The sequence below is a fragment of the Microseira wollei NIES-4236 genome (genome assembly GCF_020521235.1).
Classification (GTDB): Bacteria; Cyanobacteriota; Cyanobacteriia; order Cyanobacteriales; family Aerosakkonemataceae; genus Microseira; species Microseira wollei.
Map to the genome: position 1 here is coordinate 23,110 of NZ_BLAY01000037.1, position 18,453 is coordinate 41,562.

16 protein-coding genes are annotated in these 18,453 nt (G+C 46.8%); 6 read left to right on the forward strand and 10 right to left on the reverse strand.

Annotated elements, in window-relative coordinates:
• Positions 1-240: 240 nt before the first annotated feature.
• From MiSe_RS14075 to MiSe_RS14090, 4 genes are all read right to left on the reverse strand, one after another.
• Positions 241-480, reverse strand: coding sequence for a hypothetical protein (locus MiSe_RS14075; protein ID WP_226580362.1), 240 nt, complete (start codon positions 478-480; stop codon positions 241-243).
• Positions 481-704: 224 nt separating this feature from the next.
• Complete coding sequence (locus MiSe_RS14080; RefSeq protein WP_226580365.1) at positions 705-1,988, reverse strand: S8 family peptidase; 1,284 nt, start codon at positions 1,986-1,988, stop codon at positions 705-707.
• 104 nt (positions 1,989-2,092) lie between these two features.
• Complete coding sequence (locus tag MiSe_RS14085) at positions 2,093-2,467, reverse strand: hypothetical protein (protein WP_226580367.1); 375 nt, start codon at positions 2,465-2,467, stop codon at positions 2,093-2,095.
• 264 nt (positions 2,468-2,731) lie between these two features.
• A complete protein-coding gene (locus tag MiSe_RS14090) occupies positions 2,732-4,582 on the reverse strand; it encodes a S8 family peptidase (RefSeq protein ID WP_226580370.1) in 1,851 nt (616 codons plus the stop codon).
• Between the two features lie 386 nt (positions 4,583-4,968).
• On the opposite strand from MiSe_RS14090, the gene MiSe_RS14095 reads away from it, so the two are divergent.
• A complete protein-coding gene (locus tag MiSe_RS14095) occupies positions 4,969-5,622 on the forward strand; it encodes a sigma-70 family RNA polymerase sigma factor (protein WP_226580372.1) in 654 nt (217 codons plus the stop codon).
• Positions 5,623-5,758: 136 nt separating this feature from the next.
• Positions 5,759-6,454 carry a hypothetical protein gene (locus MiSe_RS14100; protein WP_226580375.1) on the forward strand — a complete coding sequence of 232 codons (696 nt, stop codon included), beginning with the start codon at positions 5,759-5,761 and terminating at the stop codon, positions 6,452-6,454.
• Positions 6,455-6,564: 110 nt separating this feature from the next.
• Here the strand turns inward: MiSe_RS14100 and MiSe_RS14105 are convergent, their stop codons facing one another.
• The 3 genes from MiSe_RS14105 to MiSe_RS14115 all read right to left on the reverse strand — a co-directional run bounded on the left by MiSe_RS14105 (position 6,565) and on the right by MiSe_RS14115 (position 9,910).
• Complete coding sequence (locus MiSe_RS14105) at positions 6,565-6,990, reverse strand: hypothetical protein (RefSeq protein ID WP_226580378.1); 426 nt, start codon at positions 6,988-6,990, stop codon at positions 6,565-6,567.
• A 503-nt stretch (positions 6,991-7,493) separates the two neighbouring features.
• On the reverse strand, positions 7,494-8,261 hold the full coding sequence (locus tag MiSe_RS14110; protein WP_226580459.1) for a proteasome-type protease: 768 nt from the start codon (positions 8,259-8,261) through the stop codon (positions 7,494-7,496).
• A 71-nt stretch (positions 8,262-8,332) separates the two neighbouring features.
• Complete coding sequence (locus MiSe_RS14115; protein WP_226580381.1) at positions 8,333-9,910, reverse strand: hypothetical protein; 1,578 nt, start codon at positions 9,908-9,910, stop codon at positions 8,333-8,335.
• Between MiSe_RS14115 and MiSe_RS14120 the strand changes: the two genes are divergently transcribed.
• On the forward strand, positions 9,861-13,508 hold the full coding sequence (locus tag MiSe_RS14120) for an alpha-mannosidase (RefSeq protein ID WP_226580384.1): 3,648 nt from the start codon (positions 9,861-9,863) through the stop codon (positions 13,506-13,508). The two genes, MiSe_RS14115 and MiSe_RS14120, sit on opposite strands and share 50 nt — an antisense overlap.
• A 340-nt stretch (positions 13,509-13,848) precedes the next feature.
• Here the strand turns inward: MiSe_RS14120 and MiSe_RS14125 are convergent, their stop codons facing one another.
• Entirely contained in the window at positions 13,849-14,466 is a 618-nt protein-coding gene (locus MiSe_RS14125) for a hypothetical protein (RefSeq protein WP_226580387.1), read from the reverse strand.
• A gap of 107 nt (positions 14,467-14,573) precedes the next feature.
• Positions 14,574-15,383: a hypothetical protein gene (locus MiSe_RS14130; RefSeq protein ID WP_226580390.1), complete on the reverse strand. Its 810-nt coding sequence runs from the start codon at positions 15,381-15,383 to the stop codon at positions 14,574-14,576.
• Positions 15,384-15,749: 366 nt separating this feature from the next.
• On the opposite strand from MiSe_RS14130, the gene MiSe_RS14135 reads away from it, so the two are divergent.
• A complete protein-coding gene (locus MiSe_RS14135; RefSeq protein WP_226580393.1) occupies positions 15,750-16,010 on the forward strand; it encodes a hypothetical protein in 261 nt (86 codons plus the stop codon).
• Between the two features lie 163 nt (positions 16,011-16,173).
• Here the strand turns inward: MiSe_RS14135 and MiSe_RS14140 are convergent, their stop codons facing one another.
• Positions 16,174-16,926, reverse strand: a complete 753-nt coding sequence (locus MiSe_RS14140; protein ID WP_226580395.1) for a phycobilisome rod-core linker polypeptide — start codon at positions 16,924-16,926, stop codon at positions 16,174-16,176.
• Positions 16,927-17,224: 298 nt separating this feature from the next.
• Between MiSe_RS14140 and cpcB the strand changes: the two genes are divergently transcribed.
• Both cpcB and MiSe_RS14150 read left to right on the forward strand, forming a co-directional pair.
• Positions 17,225-17,743: a C-phycocyanin subunit beta gene (gene cpcB / locus MiSe_RS14145; protein WP_226580398.1), complete on the forward strand. Its 519-nt coding sequence runs from the start codon at positions 17,225-17,227 to the stop codon at positions 17,741-17,743.
• Between the two features lie 144 nt (positions 17,744-17,887).
• Entirely contained in the window at positions 17,888-18,373 is a 486-nt protein-coding gene (locus MiSe_RS14150) for a bilin-binding protein (RefSeq protein WP_226580401.1), read from the forward strand.
• Positions 18,374-18,453: the final 80 nt, after the last annotated feature.

The following is an 18,453-nucleotide window of genomic DNA, read 5'->3' on the forward strand; positions in this document are numbered from 1 at the left end:
TCGATTACCCATGATTGGGAGTAGGGAACATCATAGATACTTTGCAGGAACAGATAACTTTAAAGTTAGCCGTGCCCCTACGCAACGATGCGGTAGTGTGTATGGGCAATTCAACGGACATGATATGAGTATGCATTCTTCGACCTTGTGCCCAATACTAGCTATTTGGTGTGATAAAAGAATTGTAGATTGCAGATTTGATTTAAATCTGCAATCTACAATCTAAAATCTGCAATTCTTTTATTGGATTTCCGAGGTTGGTGGTTCGAGTTGGTATCCCTGTGCCAGCTCAACAGCAGAAACTCCTTCTATACGCTCGATTCCTGCCAGTTTTGTAGAGTCAATGGAACCCGCAATCACTCCAATTTGTTCCATCAACTGTTCTACTTTCATTCCATCAGCTTGCAAAGCTGCAACAACTTCCAGGATTCGCTCCCTGTACTGATCCTTAACCAAAACTGACAAATTAACTTCGGACATAATCGACCTCTCAGGACTTATATCATGTCCAATAGCAACGGTTGTGTAACTGCTAATAGCTAATCGCTAATGGCTGCTCTGGAGGCAATTAGCAAGCGAGCAATTAGCAATTAGCCATCCAAGGACATGATATTACGCAAAGAAACCGGGTTTCTATGAAACATCAGATCTACGCAGAAACAAGGGTGATAGGCTTGTCCTGCTTAAGTCCTGCCTGTTTTACCTTAAGGCGCTTGGACAATGCCAACACCAACATCTTCTGAGGGCAGGGGTAACCGACGCGCGGTGCGTACAAGCAGATTCCACAGTTCTTGACCTTTGAGCCCAGTTGCCTGAGCATGAAGAGCTGCGATACCCGCCACATGGGGTGTTGCCATACTCGTGCCGCTAATCTTGTTGTACTGCGTTGGCATTAACCAGCTAGAGCGAACCGCGACACCGGGACCGGCAATGTCAATCTGACCCCCGTCTGGATTGATGCCTCGAGTAGAAAACCGTGCGATTTGCATTTGGGAATCAATTGCCGCAACAGCCATGATCGATGGGCAGTTAGCCGGACGACCCACTGGATTGATCGTGCCGAGATCCCGTCGGCTTTCGTTCCCTGCGGCTGCAACAATCAACGTACCACGGCTGAGCGCTCTTTGAGCGACTGCTTCGTACACGCGAGAGTAAGGCGTACCAACTTCGGTAGGCGATCCCAGGGACATAGAAATAACTTGGCATCCATTTGCTATTGCCCACTCAATCCCCTGGAGAATTCCTCCGTCAGCGCCACTACCCCGATTGCTCAGCACTTTACCTGCATAAATTTCTGCATTATAAGCAATGCCGTAGCGAGGCAGTTGGCTGGGTTTGAGAGCGCCCAGCGCCGTACCAATGCAATGGGTTCCATGCCCATGTCCGTCCTGGACTTCTTCCCCTGGGATAAATGATTTGCTTTGGATGCTTCGACCAATAAAATCGGGATGATTCAAATCGAAACCCGTATCCAGAACGGCAATCTTAATCCCCTGACCGCTGTAACATGAATTGACCACCTTGGTTGCTTGCAGTCCCCAGGTAGCGACTGATTCATCTACTTCTTTCAGAGTCAGTTGTCCCTGTTCGGTGGGAAGTAAGCTACCAACCAGTTGGTTTACAGCATCGCGGTAACCTTTGAGGTAGTCCGCTGTCACGTCCATAGTAGTGGGCGATCGCAACAGCTTCGGATTGCCTAATTCTGGATCTTCCAGGGCATAAACCACCCTTTCTGGTTCAATGGCTAGAATCGGGCTGTTTTCATCAGCAGACACTCTGAGCGAGCGCAGTTGTGCCGGTGCTGCACTCACCACCGCCACCCCCAAAGTACTTAAAACTATAGGGCTATCCGCCTCACCAGACAGATTTATACTCGCTGATTCACTCAGCATTTGTATCCCAGCATCTACTGCATCCTCACGAAACAGGATTAGATACCTACCCGTAGTTTCAGATCCAGCAACCATTGAATTGAGATTGTTCACCATTTCACAACTTTCCTTTTAAGTTTGTTTTGTTTGTAGGGGCACGGCGGACAAAAACTTGGGCTTTAGCGGCAAAATTTATTGATGCCGTGCCCCTACATATTGGACTAAGGATTGATTACTAAGTAATCAACGTAGAGGCGGATAGGTTCACCCCACTCGATATTGACCCAAATACTTACCCGACCGTCTTGTGGGGCAACGTTGTGGAGGGTGAACCTGGCACTTCCAATAAACTTTCCTCCTCCTGATGCGCCTTCGCCAATCGCAACAAATACCCGAGAGTTGCGATTAACAGCACCCCAGTTGAGAGGTAATATCCACTGTCCTTTTCTGTCGCCCCAGTCATGGCGATAGCTAAAACCAGTGCCGCTCAGTTCTTGAGTTGAAACGCCATCTTTTGAGCCGAACAGTTGAATAACTTCTTCAGCTTTAACTTCTTGGATTTCCATTTCTGCTGGGAGTTGTAACACTGACGACATATCAATTTCTCCTTTTTCGTTCAAAGTGGTGTATAATTAGGGCGCACTGCGATGAACTGCCGTATCTCATCGAGTTTGTTCGCTCTGTTATCTATAACGAAGGCTCGATGCAAAATATTCCGAAACTGATTAACATAAGTTGCTAGTTACCTTTTTAGGGCTGCTAGCTAATGGCTAATAGTAGAATCGTCAAATATTACGAGCGACAATTAGCAATTAGCAATTAGCAATTAGCAATTAGCTGATAACTAGCAACTTGAGTTATTACAACACAAAATCGCAGCCAGCAGATTTAAACCGCATCACGCGAGAGCCAGAACCACTGCCGAAACGAACGCCAATCGAGATGCCAATTCCCCACTTCACGGGGGGATGAGTCGGCACGTCAAAGCGAACAAATCCAGCATTGCCAGTAAGATTTACGCCGTTATGTTGGGCAATCTTGTCAGGGCCATCGAAGATGTGAACATCTCGCACCACGGCATCGGCTGACAGGGTTTCAAATAACAACATGACTGACCCAACTCGCAGTCTTTTGTCATTGACAATAACTGTAGTAGGAACCGCAAAGTGGAACCAATTGTTCGTGTTTGCTTTACCTTCGACTTCGATGTAAAATCCAGCCCGCCAAACCTTGGCAATCTCATTAGGAAATTCGATTTCCATGCTGTGACCGTGAGTCCACATCGCCTGTGCCAGAGAAGAGAAGGTGACGCGCTCGATCATCTCGCGAACGTTGGGACGATTGCCGATGCGTTGGCTGCTGGGTCTTCCGGGAGCATCTTGCTGGGGCGAACCAGTCGTGCGAAGCAAACTCCTGGCTGATTCTGGCGATAGAGGAGCGATGCCGCGTTGGCGCAATACGCCTTGAACGCAACCCAAAGCACCAACGACGATCGGCGAAGCGCTAGAAGTGCCGCTGAATAGGTCGGTGTACCACAAGTCTTCGTTGCTACCTCCCTGCAAGTCGCCGTAACCGCAGGTGGTCACCTCGCGTCCCCAACCTTGGGCGTCGAGTATCGAGCCATAATTTGAGAAGTCCAGGCGCGACCTGTCGGGGCCGTGGTCTCGTCCGTGAGTACCTGGAGGTGGCGCACCCGCACCCACAACGATCGCACCAGAATCGCGATTGGCGCGGTTAAATGGGTTAGTCCAACTGGCAGGAAATCCTGGATCTGGCGTGTTGTAAACCGGATCGTCCAAGTTTTCCGCACCGTTGCCCGCTGCTTCCACAACGATGACGCCGCGACTGGTAGCATAGCGAATCGCGTCGAAGTCGTCGGGCCACCACTCAATCGCAATGTAGCCTTGCTGTCCAACTCCCGTCGCGCGAGGTCCAGGTCGGTGGAGTTCGATCAGAATGATGTCGCCGGGATTGAGCAGATCGGCAGCTTGGCGAATCGCTCCTGCCGATCCGGGGCCGCCAAAAATCGAGACGGCGCGGACGTTAGCATCGGGACAAATGCCGGTAATGCCAAAGGGATTGCGATCGCCGCCAAACTCACCAATCACCGCCGTCCCGTGATTGCGCCAGCCAATATCCGTCGATTGAGTGCCGCCAACTACACCGCCTTGGTTTTGCGTTAGATCCTCGTGGGTGAAACGCCAAGCGCCTTCAATATCAATAATTTTCACTCCCGCACCGCCGCCGCCCGGTATCGTTGCAGCGTAATTGGCGTCAATACCTCCTGGTGCCGCACCCAGATACCCTTGGCGGGCCGTAAAATCGGGGGTTGCTGGGGGCGCATCTGCTGCGGTCGGCATCATGTCGTTAAGCCGCAGGGGTGGTTCCGCTGCTGGCTTCACGTAGGCGGCGCTAACAACATCCAATTCCCGCAGACGTGTCGCCAGTTCGTCCAATCGCTCGTCTGGAGCTTGCACTCGATAGTAAGTGGATAGATCCGGTACTTCTGTCCCTGAAGTAGCTGCTAAAGACAAAGTCTTCTGTTGAACTCTCTCTTCACTAGCACCAAACAATGGTTGCAAGGTGATATTCTCAGATGCCAGCAAATCTGCTAAAGACGAGACATCTACGCCAGCAACAGATCTGACGCCTGCCGTTGTGGCTCGCAATCCGGTTGCAGGCTCAACAATTACAATTAGTTCGCGTTCCATATTTTATTCTTTGCTTTTCAACAAAGTTCAGAAGCTTTCTTGGTGGGGTATTGGCGAATATCTCGCTGGTTTTACCTCACTTTGTCTGCTCTGTTCTTTTTAACGATGGAGAAATGCAAATTATTCCGGAACTGACTGAAAAAGTTCTGTTATAGATCCCAGACATAAGATCTCCCTTGCAAAAATACCTTAAATGGGTGAAGCGCTGTTGTAAAAACCTTGCTTTGGTCGTAAAAGACCCAGGACTTAGGCACGAAGCCTATCACCCTTGTTTCTGCGTATACAGAAAGCCGGTTTCTTTGCCTAAGTCCTTGAGTTGCATGTTTGTAAAGTTTTACTGCTGAATTTTTTAACAAATCTCGCTTGCTGATTGGGGAAGTATAGTTATGAATAAAAAACCAGGAGAGTCTCAGCCTCAAAGCTCTCTGCACCTGTATTTCGATCGGCTCCTGCTTAAAACTATCGAGAGAATTGCCCGCAAGCAAACCAGAGGCACAAGGGTTTCCTGGGAAGATGCCCAACAAGTTGCGTATGAGAAAGTATTACAAGCTACGCAAGCTGGCAAGTTCCGCAAAGGAGGAGTGGAGGAATTTTATCATTGGGCAGCAACTGTGGCGAGGTTTGCCATCATCGATCTGGTGCGTCACGAACAGCAATTTCATTGTCAAAGTTTAGACCAGAATATTCCCGGAACCGATGTGCCCCTGTCTGAAACGATCGCGGATGAATTCAATTTATTAGATGCTTTTGAGCGTGCCGATTTAGTGCTAAAAGCCATAGAAGCGATCGCTCTCCTAAATCGCCGCTACCCAGCGCGCGCCTATCTCAAACTTTGGCAAGGAAGGGTTGAGGGTAAGAGTCAGGCGCAACTAGCTGCTGAGTTGGGCGTCACTCAAGGCGCCATCTCAAAGCGCTGGAAAGAATTGTGCCACAGCATCGCCCAGATACTAGGACTGTTGCAAGTTGACGCGGTTAAACAAGAACTGGGGCAAATTCACCAGCAGAAGACACGCAGAACGCGCTCTCAGACTAAATGGTAGAGAAACCAAGGTTTTTCGCTGCCCGTCAATTGGGAATAATCAATACAACTGGTTATACGATGATGCCGTCATCCGTTAATACAAACAAACACCAGTTGCAGAAAAATCAATTATCCTCGTCTGGAGCGAAAAATCTATGGAGAAAGACTTTGGGCAAGAATTTAACCCACCAACGCCGCAACCCGGAGAAATCTGGGAACTCAGTCGATACCTGCGAAGTCCTCTTTTGTTCTCCAAGGAAGAGCAACAGCAACTCTACTCAGAGGCGGCGCGCCGGTTTCTAGAAGGAAAGTCGCCACCCCGCTACGTAACGATTGTAAACTCACCCGATCCACCACTAGATCCAGAAGCAGAATGGCAAGTTGTTTCTGTGATGTTGATGTCCCCTGAAACTAATTTTTTGAGCGATGTAGATTTGCTTATTCCTCAAGAGATTTCTGGCGTCGGACAAGATTTGCTGGCTGAAACTTGGCACATTCTGCCGATGTTGACTTGTAATTTACTACAGCCAGTTGGGCGGCGATTGTCCAGAGAAATTTACGATTTATTGATGACTGTAGGGGACTACTACCTCGGTTTGGTTGATGCAGCACCCTCACCCCAGGAAATTCAAGCATTAGCGTTGAAGATTGCCCCAATTTCAACCAGCGAACAGCCAGAAATTCAAGCATTTCATCGGCAAGAACAAGCCTGGAGTGATGTTTTGCTCGTCCCGCTAGCTGCTTACCGCGCCTACTTTAAAGGGATGAAACTGACGGAGGTGGTATTAAATGAAGCCCTACAAATTTCGCGATATTTGTCAGTTGAAACCCAACAGGATTGTGAAATTTGATTAACTCAGGACTGACACAAGACGAAGCCATCACCTTTGTTTATTCGTAAATCTTTAGTTGACAAATCAACGATTTCAGGACTTACGCAAAAAAACTTTGGTGAAATCGATTAATCCTGGGTGTAGAGCAGCGAGATTGACGCATCACCTTTGTTTTTGGCCCCGCGTGCATCAGTCCTGGATTTTTCAGAGCAACCGGGTTTCTTTCCGTAAGGAGTTGGGGAGAGCGATCGCATGATTCCTGGTAAAAGATATGGCTCTCCCGCACCTAATCCATCAAAAGAATCATATTCATTCGTCACATTTGACACGAGGTTGAACTCAGATACAAGCATAACGAACCCTACAAAGCCTAAAACGAGCAACAATGCCAACCCACTCACCACTAGAAAACAAACCATTGCCCATGACGGCAAGTTTAAATTCAAGTTTAATTTTGGGGTAGGAACTTGGGACAGATAACCATGTATCAGGTGCAAGCTCAAAGCGGTGCTAACGGCAATGAAGGTGATTTTTGAAAAAGTCCATTTGGACATTAATTTACCTCAATTAAATCAGCAAGTTCAATTCGTGCCTAGATGCAACCTTAATGCACTAATCAGCTGGATTGCGATACCCTGTTGTATTTTTAACCCATAAAACTACGGGAGGGAAATCCTCTTTCGAGGACAGGTTAAGCGTACAAGACGATAAATTTGCCCAAAAGCTTTTTGGCAATTACAGCAGATTGCTTTTCTTGTGAGGGAAAGCCTTGGCAGCAGTGTGCGGGCACCCTTAATGCTGCCCGCACACTGCTGCCAAGGTGTACCTCATGCGGCTGCAATCCGCTATATCTATTACTACAGTAGAGCAGCCTGTTTAAAATTAACAATATTTTTCCCTTTACGTAAATTAATCGCTATCAACTTCAGCAAATCTTTAATTTAGCCAGGTATATATAAACTTATTGTAAACAGAGGGGACAAACTTGGCAAAAAGTTCTTAGCAAGTTAGTCTCTGTACTGTGCGATCGCTACCGGATCTTGGCGATGCTTCCCAATTAATCAGCCGAAACAGCTTCCGTACCGTTTTCCCGATAATATTTCCACTCGACATCGGGCATATTATCAAACGCTTTTCTCAGGGATTCTTCCCACAGCTTACGAATTTTGAGCAAATAAGGATCTCCGGGTGGTAATTGCAATTGATGTTTGATCGTAAAAGTATCGGTTTCGTACATTATCATGCTAATCGGTGGCCCTACAGAAATATTAGATTTCATCGTAGAATCAATCGATAGCAACGCACATTTTGCCGCCGATTCTAAAGGGGTATCGTACTTGAGCGTGCGGTCTAAAATCGGCTTGCCGTACTTGGTTTCACCTAACTGTAAAAACGGCGTTTCTGGCGTGGCATGAATAAAGTTACCTTGATTGTAAATTAGATAAATTTGCGGTTCTTCTCCTCTAATTTGACCGCCAACTAAGAAGCTACATTTATAATCAATTCCGTCTTTTTGCAACCATGTTCCATCTTTTTGTTGAATTTGTCGGATTGTAGCGCCGACGTAACTGGCGACTTCATAAAGCGTGGGTAAGGTATGAAGGTTGACCTTTTCTTGTGCTTTGAGATCCTTTTGCAGACAAGCGATAACGCTTTGAGTAATAGAAAGATTTCCAGCAGTACAGATAACAATTACCCTTTCTCCTTCTAACGAAAAATCGAACAGTTTTTGGTAATTGGAAACATAGTCAACTCCGGCATTGGTGCGGGAGTCGGAAGCCATGACCAGACCAAATTTTGTGATGATACCAAGGCAATAAGTCATATCTTTTGAATGAACGAACCGCAGATACGCAGAGGACTCAGAGAAAGAGCAGAAAGAGAAGATTTCACGGGTCATTTTTTATTATTAATATTATTAATTTGTTGCTCTAACCATTCCCAAGCTTTTATTAATAGATCTTCTAGCCAAACCATTACCCGATCTAGCCATTCTAAGATTTGCTCTAATGGGTGTTTGACGTAACCGACTGGTTTCGCTTCGGTTTCTATCCATTCGGTTTCTGGATTTGCAGGGACTTTGCGGGTGGATGCTACAGATTTTTGAGAGGTAGAAGTAGTATTTAAAGACGAGACGCTGTCGGGAACTTTTGTTATTTCCTTGGGTGATTTTTGATGCACCGCTAAATCTGACTGTTGTTGAGGTCTTACTGCAAGTGCTTGTTTGGGTTGGAGGTGACGCTTAATCAGGTTTTGGATGCTATTGACCCCAGGGATATCCGTTGGTGTAGAAGGCGGGAGAGCAACTGCGGAAGCCTGGTTTTTCTGGGCTGGTATTCGGTTATTATTTGGCTGTGGTTTGCCAAAGAGGTCGTTTGTTGTCAACCAAGGGTCTTCTATATCTTCTGAAACCGCTGTTTGAGGATTCAGCAATCTCGTTTTTACCTGGTGCAGTAATTTTTGGGCGCTATGGACAACCGACTGGGTAATTTTGCCGGTTTCTATTTGAGCGATCGCTCTGTCTATGCTAGAAATCCAATCGGGTTTACTTTCATCTGACTTCAGATGAATTTTGTGGGTTAATTCCTCGTGTCGGTGTTTTAATTCCTCACTTTTAGCTTTTAACTGTTGCCGCCTATTTTCAAATTGATTCAGTTGCTGGTTTTCTGACTGGAATAAATTAACAACCGTCGCCACCGGGCCAGTTTTTACCCAATTGATCGCATTCTGCAATAGTCCTCCCGGTGCAATATTGGCTGGTGCTTCCGGTGGCGCTAAAGTAATGCTGGATGTTTCCTCGACTTGGTCGATTGAGTCGCGCTGGTGCAAGTAGCTTTCAACTTCAAAAATAATTTTCTCGTTGAGTTGTTGTTGCTGTTCTGGAGTTAAAATATCCAAAATTTCATTTTCGTCATTAACCAATACTAGATGGCGCTGTTCTTGCTGCGTAGCAATGCCAGTAATCGGGGATGGGTTTTTGCTTCCTTTAACCTGGAAAGAGATCGGTTTGGCATTTTCTGTCAAAGCTGCCTTGTTTGCTTGGGCAGCAGGCAGGTAAAATGATTCAGCCACCTCTAGCACTCGCCTCACTGGCATATCCGAGGGTGGTAGTTGGGGTGGCGGGGGTGAATTAGAGAGTCCCAAGAATTGCTGCAAGCGCCTTCCTGCGAGTTGGGCGGATTGAAACAGCATGAAAACGGGGTAAAGTATTACCTGCACTCCCCAGGTCGTAGCAACTTGTCCGTGTCGAATCGCGCGCTCGCGGCGATCGCTCCACCGGATATACTGCCGGTTAAGATAACTGAACAACCTGCTTTGATAGCGACCTGGGAATTTAGTAGGCATATATCTAGTCTGAAGGACGCGGTTTATTTTCCCCGCCGCATCCTGAAATAAAGATTTCTCACCTGATTGTACCGAAAAGATGAACCATCCCGTGACATCTTCTGCCACCAACCAAATTTCCGCATCCATCGCCAGACTGCGCCAGCTAACTCAAGTTGATACCTTAGCAAGTTGGCGATACTGTCCTGCTGACTTACCCGTCGAGGAGATCACCCCAAGCAACTTTTTGAACTGGTCGCTAGTCCAGCTTAATCCCAAAGGCCACATCGCTTGGTCTGGGGGTTGTCAAGTTTTATGGCTAGCTCAACAATTGGTTATTCCCTATGCTTTACAAGAATATCCTTTAACTAATTTATGCTTGCGGCTGGCATTGACTTGGTGGGCGGAAGATGTTCAGATTTTTATCAATGGTACTTTTGTACAATCTGGGGATTTATTAGATTATTTCACGCGGGTACTGTTGAGCGAATCCGTCACCCCAGGGGAAGAAATTATCGTCGCGTTGCGCCTCGTCAGTCCGAGTCATTGCGATGGTGCGTTGATGCGTTCTGTTTGTATTTATGAATCTACCACTCCAGACCGCCTCGAACCCGGTTTTATTGCCGATGAATTAGACGTATTGCAGCGTTATTTAGCAGCCTTTAATCCAAAACATCTCGATATCCTGGCAGCAGCTATCTCCCAAATAGATTGGCAAGTGTTGGAGGATAGGGAATTGTTTGATCGATCGCTTACCACCCTCCGCCAAACTCTCCAATCTTCAAAACCAGTCGCCGGATTATGGGATAAGGAAGAACGGGAAGATAAGGAAGACAAGGAAGGCTTTTCTTGCCTACCAAATACTGGCGATCGCATCCAATCCAAAATATACTTACTCGGACACGCCCACCTCGACATGGCTTGGTTATGGCCTGTTGCAGAAACTTGGAAAGCCGCCCAACGTACGTTTGAATCAGTCCTAAATCTGCAAAAAGATTTCCCCGATTTAATATTCTGCCATTCCACCCCCGCCCTCTACGCTTGGCTCGAAGAACATCGCCCCGATTTATTTGCAACCATCCAAAACAAAGTCAAATCTGGACAATGGGAAATTGTCGGGGGAATGTGGATCGAACCAGATTTAAATCTGATCGACGGCGAATCAATTGTCCGCCAAATTCTCTACGGTCAGCGCTACGTCCAAGCCAAATTTAATCAACTCAGTACTGTCGCCTGGGTTCCCGATACTTTTGGTTTCTGCGCCACCTTGCCCCAATTTCTCAAACAAGGGGGAATTGAATACTTTGTCACCCAAAAACTAGCCTGGAACGATACTACTAAATTTCCCTACGGTGCCTTCTGGTGGCAATCCCCCGACGGCACTCAAATATTTAGTTTAATGTCCGCCCTCATCGGTGAAAGTATCGACCCAATTAAAATGGCATCCTACGCCGTTGATTGGCAACTAAAAACCAAATTACCCGATGTTCTTTGGCTTCCCGGCGTCGGCGACCACGGCGGCGGCCCCACTCGCGATATGCTAGAAATAGCCCAACGTTGGCAAAAATCTCCCTTCTTCCCCCAACTCCAATTCACAACCGCTGCTAATTATTTGAGTCAGTTATGTAGGGGCGGGTTACACCAACCATCTATCCCATCATCTACCGTCGATCTAAACCCGCCCCCCGTCAGCGATAAAAATCCATCCCATTACCAATTACCCATTACCAATCACCCATTACCAATTTGGCAAGATGAACTTTATCTAGAATTCCATCGCGGTTGCTATACTACCCATGCAGATCAAAAGCGTTGGAATCGTCGCTGCTCTGGCTTACTCTACCAAGCCGAATTGTTCTCATCTCTCGCTACTATAGCCGCTGGCGCTACTTATCCCAAAGCTGAATTAGAAGATGCCTGGAAGAAGGCATTGTTTAACCAATTCCACGATATTTTACCCGGAACTTCGATTACTCAAGTATTTGTAGAAGCTAACCAAGTTTGGCAGGAAGTCGAACAAGTCGCTACGCAGATATTAGCAGCGTCTTTGGATCAGATCGCCACCCAAATCTCCCTACCCCCACCCCCACATCCAGACGCCTTACCCATCATCATTTTTAATCCCCTAAACTGGCAAAGATCCGAAGTCGTCGCCATTCCCCTACCAGACTCCCCCCCTTCTCCAGGGGGGGCAGGGGCGGATCCCATTTGGTCACAAGTCGCCCCCACCCCCCTACCAGACTCCCCCCCTTCTCCAGGGGGGGCAGGGGCGGATCCCATTTGGTCACAAGTCGCCATTCCCCTACCATACTCCCCCCCTTGTCAAGGGGGGGCAGGGGGGGATCTTTGGCAAGTTTTCGACCATCAGGGACAACCTTTAGTCACCCAATTAAGGACGGCAGTCCTCACTACCAACCCATCCGCACTACTCTTTATTGCCCCCGATATTCCCTCTGTTGGCTATCGCCTCTTCTGGTTATGTCCCCAAAACTCTCATATCCCCAATTCGATTAATTTCCCTTCCGAATCAGAGCCTATATGGGCGCACCTTTCCCATTATGAATATAGTATAGCACAAAAAAATGAAATTGCAACAAAAAATTGGAATTTAGAAAACGAATTTCTGCGGGTAACCGTAGACCCAGAAACGGGGAATTTATCCAGCAGCTTCGACAAAATCCACCAGCGGGAAATCCTCGACAAAACAGGAGGGAATCAACTGCAAGCGTTTAAAGATAGCGGTCAATATTGGGATGCGTGGAACATCGACCCCAACTACGAACAACACCCGTTACCCCCAGCCGAACTAAAATCAATTGAGTGGATAGACTATGGGCCAATAGAGCAACGACTGCGGGTGGTAAGACAGATAGGACAATCGCAGTTTTGTCAAGATTACATCTTGCAAACTGGTTCCCCCGTCTTAAAAATTGCCACAAAGGTAGATTGGCAAGAACGGGGAGTATTGGTAAAAGCAGCTTTTCCTTTAAACTTAGAAGCCGAATCCGCAACTTATGAAATCGCCTGCGGTGCGATAAGTCGCCCAACTCAACCTCAAAAGGCAGACGCAAAGGAAGAGGACGCGGGGACGCCCCGACGCGGGGACGCGGAGATGGGAGAGGAAGATAATGCAACTTGCCAGCGAGAACTGAGAGAAAAAGCGAAATGGGAAGTACCCGCCATAGGTTGGGCAGATTTAACAACTGACAAATACGGCGTCAGCTTGCTAAACGATTGCAAATACGGCTACGACAGCAAACCGAATCAATTGCGATTAACACTATTAAGGAGTCCCAGTTGGCCTGACCCAGAAGCAGACCGGGGGTATCATGAATTTACCTATGCCATATATCCTCACGGCAATAGTTGGCAGTCTGCCCATACCGTGCGACGGGGGTATGAATTAAACCAACCGCTTCAGGTAAGGGTAATGCCACCGGGTCGCGAAGGGAAAGAGGCATCTTTACCACCCGTAGGTTGCTTTTTAGATTTAGGGGCGCAAAATTTAATATTGATGGCGTTGAAGCAGTCGGAAGATAACCCGCAACAATGGATTTTGCGGTGTTATGAATGTCATGGAGCAGCAGCCGATTTATCTTTGGGGGGAAATGGGGGGTTAGCGATCGCGCAGATGGTAGATTTGTTAGAGCGCGCGCTTCCCATCCCCGACCCTAAAACCAGCCAAATTTCCCCTTGGCAAATCGTCAGCTTTCAGTGCCAAAAAAAACCCGCCCAAGAGCGGGAATAAAACACCCATGATTTTGGTCTAATATCATGTCCTTAGGCATCGGTAGTGTATGGATAGCTAATTGGTAATTGCTAATTGCTAATTGCTAATTGTCAATTGCCAAAAGAGCTGCTCAGTAATTATTGACTGTTTCTTTTTTATTTAGCCATTAGCGATTAGCTATTAGCAGTTACACAACCGTTGCCAAGGGACATGATATAAAACCATCCTCTTTTCCGACCAATCCTGTTCTGACAAAAATGCCGTTTATCCTAGGGAACATGAGTAATTTTGTTAAACAACCCCATATCTCCAGGTTGCCGTGCTACTACAGCTTTTGCAACAGGTCTACTGAAAAACCTCAACCCGAACAGGATTCACCGGCGCACCCGCCTTTGTATACCGCAAATTCACCATCGTCGTAATCAACGGCAGGGGTCGGGTGAAATCCCACCGGAGCGAAGGATTTGCCACATCCGCCATCCCAATCGTCAAAACAGGCAGGGCGATGTACCACACGATGTTTGTAACACTTCGGCCTCGTTATCACCACCGGGACATCTTTGTAAAAATACCTTGGCCTGGGTATGACAACGGGATAGGTGACGTGGACAAATTTCGGCCTGCGGATCACCACCGGGTAATATTTATACACCGGGTAATATTTGTAGCGATAAACAGGCCGATGAATCACGACTGGGTAGTGCTTGACGTAATACTTTGGCCTGCGGATTACCCGATGGTGAACCTGGCAAGGTCTGTAGCTGTAGGTATAGCAACCTCCTGCCTGTGCCTGTTCCGGGCTAACTACCATACCCAAAACAATGGCGACGGGCAATAAGGCAAGACAGACTTTACCTGAGAGTTGTTTCCAGTTCAGCCCGTTGAATAACGGCTGGGCGTCTTCGGCAGGCGTTGACTCTATGGAGGGAGCCTCGTCGTAAGCTGAAGCACAATGTAGGTAGGCGAGGTTTTCCATTCCTCTCTCTCCTTTTTGTGGATTTCTGACTCAGATTATCAGTTTTCGCATCTAAGTGGAATCTGTACTCCAGATTGAACAACTTCAGCCCCCATGGTTAGCGACGCCTACCCGTCGTAGTAATGCGAGTAATACTTGGGCCGATGGACTAACTTATAGCGTTTGCAAGGCGAAGGCCGATGTACCACGTGGTAATAGTGATACTTCGGTTTGTAGAACACTACCGGATGCAACACTTTAATATATTTCACCTTGTGGAACACTACAGGATGAAATACGGTGATGTGTTTCACCTTGTGAACCACTATCGGATGGTACACCTTGATGAATTTCGCCCTATGGACTACGAAGGAGTAGTGTTTGTAGTGATACGCAGGCCGATAGATTACCTTCTTGTAGAAACACTTCGACTTGTGGATAACTACATGCTTGCAACAGCCTTTATAGCTTACCGTTTTGTAAGCGTAATACTTCGGCTTGCGGATGACGATGGGATAGTATGTTTTAACCAGTTTGGCCTTGTGGATCACGACCGGATGGACTACCTTCACATATTTGTAAGCGGGTATCACCTTCCGATGGACTACCGTGATGTATTTCGGCTTGTACACCACTTTCTTATAGACTACTGGGATGTATTTCGCGTGATATACCACCTTCTTGTGGTAGCTAACAGTTTTGTATTTGCACGAAACTGACACAACATGTCCGCAGTGGTAACCTGCCTGTGCTTGTTGAGGAGTTCCCAACAAACCCACGACAACAGCAAAAGGCATCAAACCAACCAAGGCTTTGCTAGAAAATTTGTTCCAATTCAGCTCGTTAAATAAGGGTTCGAGATCTTCCCCTGGAACCAACTCGATCGGCGGAGCTTCATCATAAGCCGAAGCACAGTGTAGATAAGCTAGGTTTTCCATCTGCTTCTCTCTCCTTTTTGTCGATTTCTGAGCAAGAATATTCAATTTTGGCTGCCAAGTGCATTTTATTCCTTATTGTCTGAAGCTCCTAGCATTTTGACTTTACATTTATATTTTTTTATCAAAGTATATCTATAGTATTAAATTGCAATCATGCATCATGTATTGCAAGTGTTAAAATCAAAAATAGTAACAAATTAAGACAAAAACTCCCCCAATTTTTGTATGTTTGAAACAAACTGATACAATGATAAGGCTGTGCCCAAAAATGATAGATTTATTTCTATATAATTTGAAAAAAGAAGGATAAAATTATATGGTTAAATTAACTCTTTGTAGGGTTGCCAATTGTGATATACACCAGCTATGGGATTAAAGATCGGGACTGACGCAAAGAAACGGGGTTTCTATGAAAAATCGGTAGAAACAAAGGTGATAGGATCGTCGTGGGTAAGTCCTGAAGATTTTAATGGGGTGTTTGTCTGGGGTCTGACCCTGCACCCGCAAAGACAAAAGCGATCGCTCGCTGAGTCGGAAGTTGCCCGCTGCGGTGTAACTTCCGTTGCTCAAAAGCCTTGGTGCAGAGAGTTTTGGGGTCATATGACCCCAAAACCTGGACTCATGTAGTCAAATTGATTGGTGGCGATCGCTCATGCTTCGTGCAGATGCGATCGCCCCCGATTTTTGCCTGTATTTTAGCTGTGACCCACATGCCCCAATTCAAAGAAGCCTTTCAGAACCGCATTGAACTGAGCAAAGGAATCAATGGCTGCCACTTAACGCTGGTCACTTAACTACGGCGATACGGGACTGTCTTGTAAATATCAATGTTGTAGATAGAAGTGAGATCTGGCTTGGCGGCTTTGGGGCTGATGCTTTTTGCCATGTTGAGAAACAAGCTGGGATCGCCAGTCTTTGGTTGTCTGTCGTAGGAGCGGAAATTGCGGACAGCCTCTTGCCAGATCGGTTGGGGAAAGCCCAATTGATCGCGGTAGTAGGCATCGTACCGAGGAGAGGTAATGTTAAAGGGAGTTTCACCAATAGCACGACTGGGCAAAATCCGACGGCGCTGATAGGGAACGGTATTTTCACCAAAGTTTTCGATGTATTCGTCGCTGTTGAGGAGGTCATCAACAAACCCCTTGACTCCCTTGGTCATCACCACTGCCGACCAGGCAATCTTCTCAGCATTGCTGTAAACTCGGCGTCCCAAAACCTTTTGGACACAGTGTTCAACAAAGCGATAGTTACTGTTTTTGTTGTAGAAGCTGTCAATGAAGGTATTAGATAGCAGCAAACCACGGATGAAGTCACGAACCGTAATCTGTCTGTTGCGAAGTTGAGATTCCAGGACAATCTCGCGATCCCACTTAAAGGCATGGAAAAAGATCTGGCGATAGGCCGCATTAATCAGATTTCCCATGTCTGTGGGCGAAAACTGATCGTCGCTTGACCATACGATCGCTTCGTCATCTCTAGCACCCAGCGCATCTACACGCTGGTTTGGACACGAAGGAGCATAAGCTAACAAAGGAATAGCCACGTTTACAAAAACTCCCAATACTACAAAAGATTAATTAAGGTGTCCCGATTATATAAAGGCGAGGGATCTCGAATCTGCATTCCTTAGATAAAACGTTACAGAGCTTAACCTTGAAGTCGATGACTCAATGGAGTCTGAAGTGACGGCTGAATCGGCTCTTGTAACAGCAGAGCCGGTCTTAACATTTTGTAACATAAATGATTTACAATGCATTGTATAAACAGAACTTGAGGAACTGAAGCTCTCAGTTTTGAAACAAAAGTTTACTAAATCGAGCAAAATTTAGGAGATTGGATCGATGTTAGACGCCTTTACTAAGGTTGTTGCTCAAGCGGATAACCAGGGTCAGTTAGTGAGCAATACTCAAATTGATGCTCTGTTGGCTATGGTTAAGGATGGTGCGAAGCGTACCGACGTTGTAAACCGCATTACCAGTAACTCTTCCACGATTGTCACCAATGCAGCTCGTGCATTGTTTGAAGAGCAGCCCCAGTTGATTGCTCCTGGTGGAAATGCTTACACCAACCGTCGAGTTTCTGCCTGTCTGCGTGACATGGACATCATCCTGCGCTATGTCACCTATGCAGTGTTTTTGGGAGATGCTAGCGTTCTAGACGATCGCTGCTTGAATGGCCTGCGTGAAACCTATTTGGCTTTGGGCGTTCCTACCGCTTCGATGGCAACCAGCATCGCCAAAATGAAGGACGCTGCCATCGCGATCGCCAGTGATAGAAATGGTATTACTCCTGGTGACTGTAGCGCTTTGATGGCTGAATTAGCTAGCTACTTTGATCGCGCTGCTGCTGCTGTCAGCTAACAGTCCGTAGGTTCACACGCAAGCTTAAGGCAGAATTTTCAACTGTCTGTTATTTTGCCAAGGATAAGTTCCAGCTAAAGCTTTTTGTACCTAAAACTTTGTCCAGTTAAAACTTTCTCAAACACTAGGGAAGATATCATTGCGATGAAAACACAATTAACTGAAGCAGTTGCAGCTGCTGATTCTCAAGGTCGTTACTTAGGCAACGTCGAACTTCAAGTTGCATTTGGTCGTCTGCGTTTAGCTGCCGCCGACCTAGAAGCAGCAAAGGCTCTGGGTTCTAAAGCTACACAATTGGCTGAAGGTGCGGCTAATGCAGTCTACCAAAAGTTCCCCTATACCACCACCATGCAAGGCAAAAACTATGCCTCTGATGCTCGCGGTAAAGCCAAGTGCTTGCGGGACATCGGCTATTATATTCGGATGATTCAATACTGCCTGATTGCAGGTGGTACTGGCCCTGCTGATGAATACCTGTTGGCAGGTTTGGCTGAAATGCACAGCAGCTTTGAATTGGTTCCCAGTTGGTATGCTGAAGCACTCAAGTACATCAAGGCTAATCATGGTTTAACAGGTGACCCTGCACTTGAGGTCAACTCCTACATCGACCACATTATCAAGGCACTCTAGTTGCGTGTTTTGCCCGGAACGATAAGCAGATTTATTGAGAAGATGGCTTTGTTTATCGCTCCGGGCAACTTTTATCAGCA

Bases quoted from the DNA above. Each gene is read 5' to 3' on its own strand.
- MiSe_RS14130 (WP_226580390.1), bottom strand. From the start codon at position 15,383: ATGGAAAACCTAGCTTATCTACACTGTGCTTCGGCTTATGATGAAGCT.
- MiSe_RS14135 (WP_226580393.1), top strand. From the start codon at position 15,750: ATGGGATTAAAGATCGGGACTGACGCAAAGAAACGGGGTTTCTATGAA.
- cpcB (WP_226580398.1), top strand. From the start codon at position 17,225: ATGTTAGACGCCTTTACTAAGGTTGTTGCTCAAGCGGATAACCAGGGT.
- MiSe_RS14080 (WP_226580365.1), bottom strand. From the start codon at position 1,988: ATGGTGAACAATCTCAATTCAATGGTTGCTGGATCTGAAACTACGGGT.
- MiSe_RS14100 (WP_226580375.1), top strand. From the start codon at position 5,759: ATGGAGAAAGACTTTGGGCAAGAATTTAACCCACCAACGCCGCAACCC.
- MiSe_RS14090 (WP_226580370.1), bottom strand. From the start codon at position 4,582: ATGGAACGCGAACTAATTGTAATTGTTGAGCCTGCAACCGGATTGCGA.
- MiSe_RS14085 (WP_226580367.1), bottom strand. From the start codon at position 2,467: ATGTCGTCAGTGTTACAACTCCCAGCAGAAATGGAAATCCAAGAAGTT.
- MiSe_RS14095 (WP_226580372.1), top strand. From the start codon at position 4,969: ATGAATAAAAAACCAGGAGAGTCTCAGCCTCAAAGCTCTCTGCACCTG.
- MiSe_RS14105 (WP_226580378.1), bottom strand. From the start codon at position 6,990: ATGTCCAAATGGACTTTTTCAAAAATCACCTTCATTGCCGTTAGCACC.
- MiSe_RS14075 (WP_226580362.1), bottom strand. From the start codon at position 480: ATGTCCGAAGTTAATTTGTCAGTTTTGGTTAAGGATCAGTACAGGGAG.
- MiSe_RS14110 (WP_226580459.1), bottom strand. From the start codon at position 8,261: ATGACTTATTGCCTTGGTATCATCACAAAATTTGGTCTGGTCATGGCT.
- MiSe_RS14120 (WP_226580384.1), top strand. From the start codon at position 9,861: ATGAACCATCCCGTGACATCTTCTGCCACCAACCAAATTTCCGCATCC.
- MiSe_RS14115 (WP_226580381.1), bottom strand. From the start codon at position 9,910: ATGGATGCGGAAATTTGGTTGGTGGCAGAAGATGTCACGGGATGGTTC.
- MiSe_RS14150 (WP_226580401.1), top strand. From the start codon at position 17,888: ATGAAAACACAATTAACTGAAGCAGTTGCAGCTGCTGATTCTCAAGGT.
- MiSe_RS14125 (WP_226580387.1), bottom strand. From the start codon at position 14,466: ATGGAAAACCTCGCCTACCTACATTGTGCTTCAGCTTACGACGAGGCT.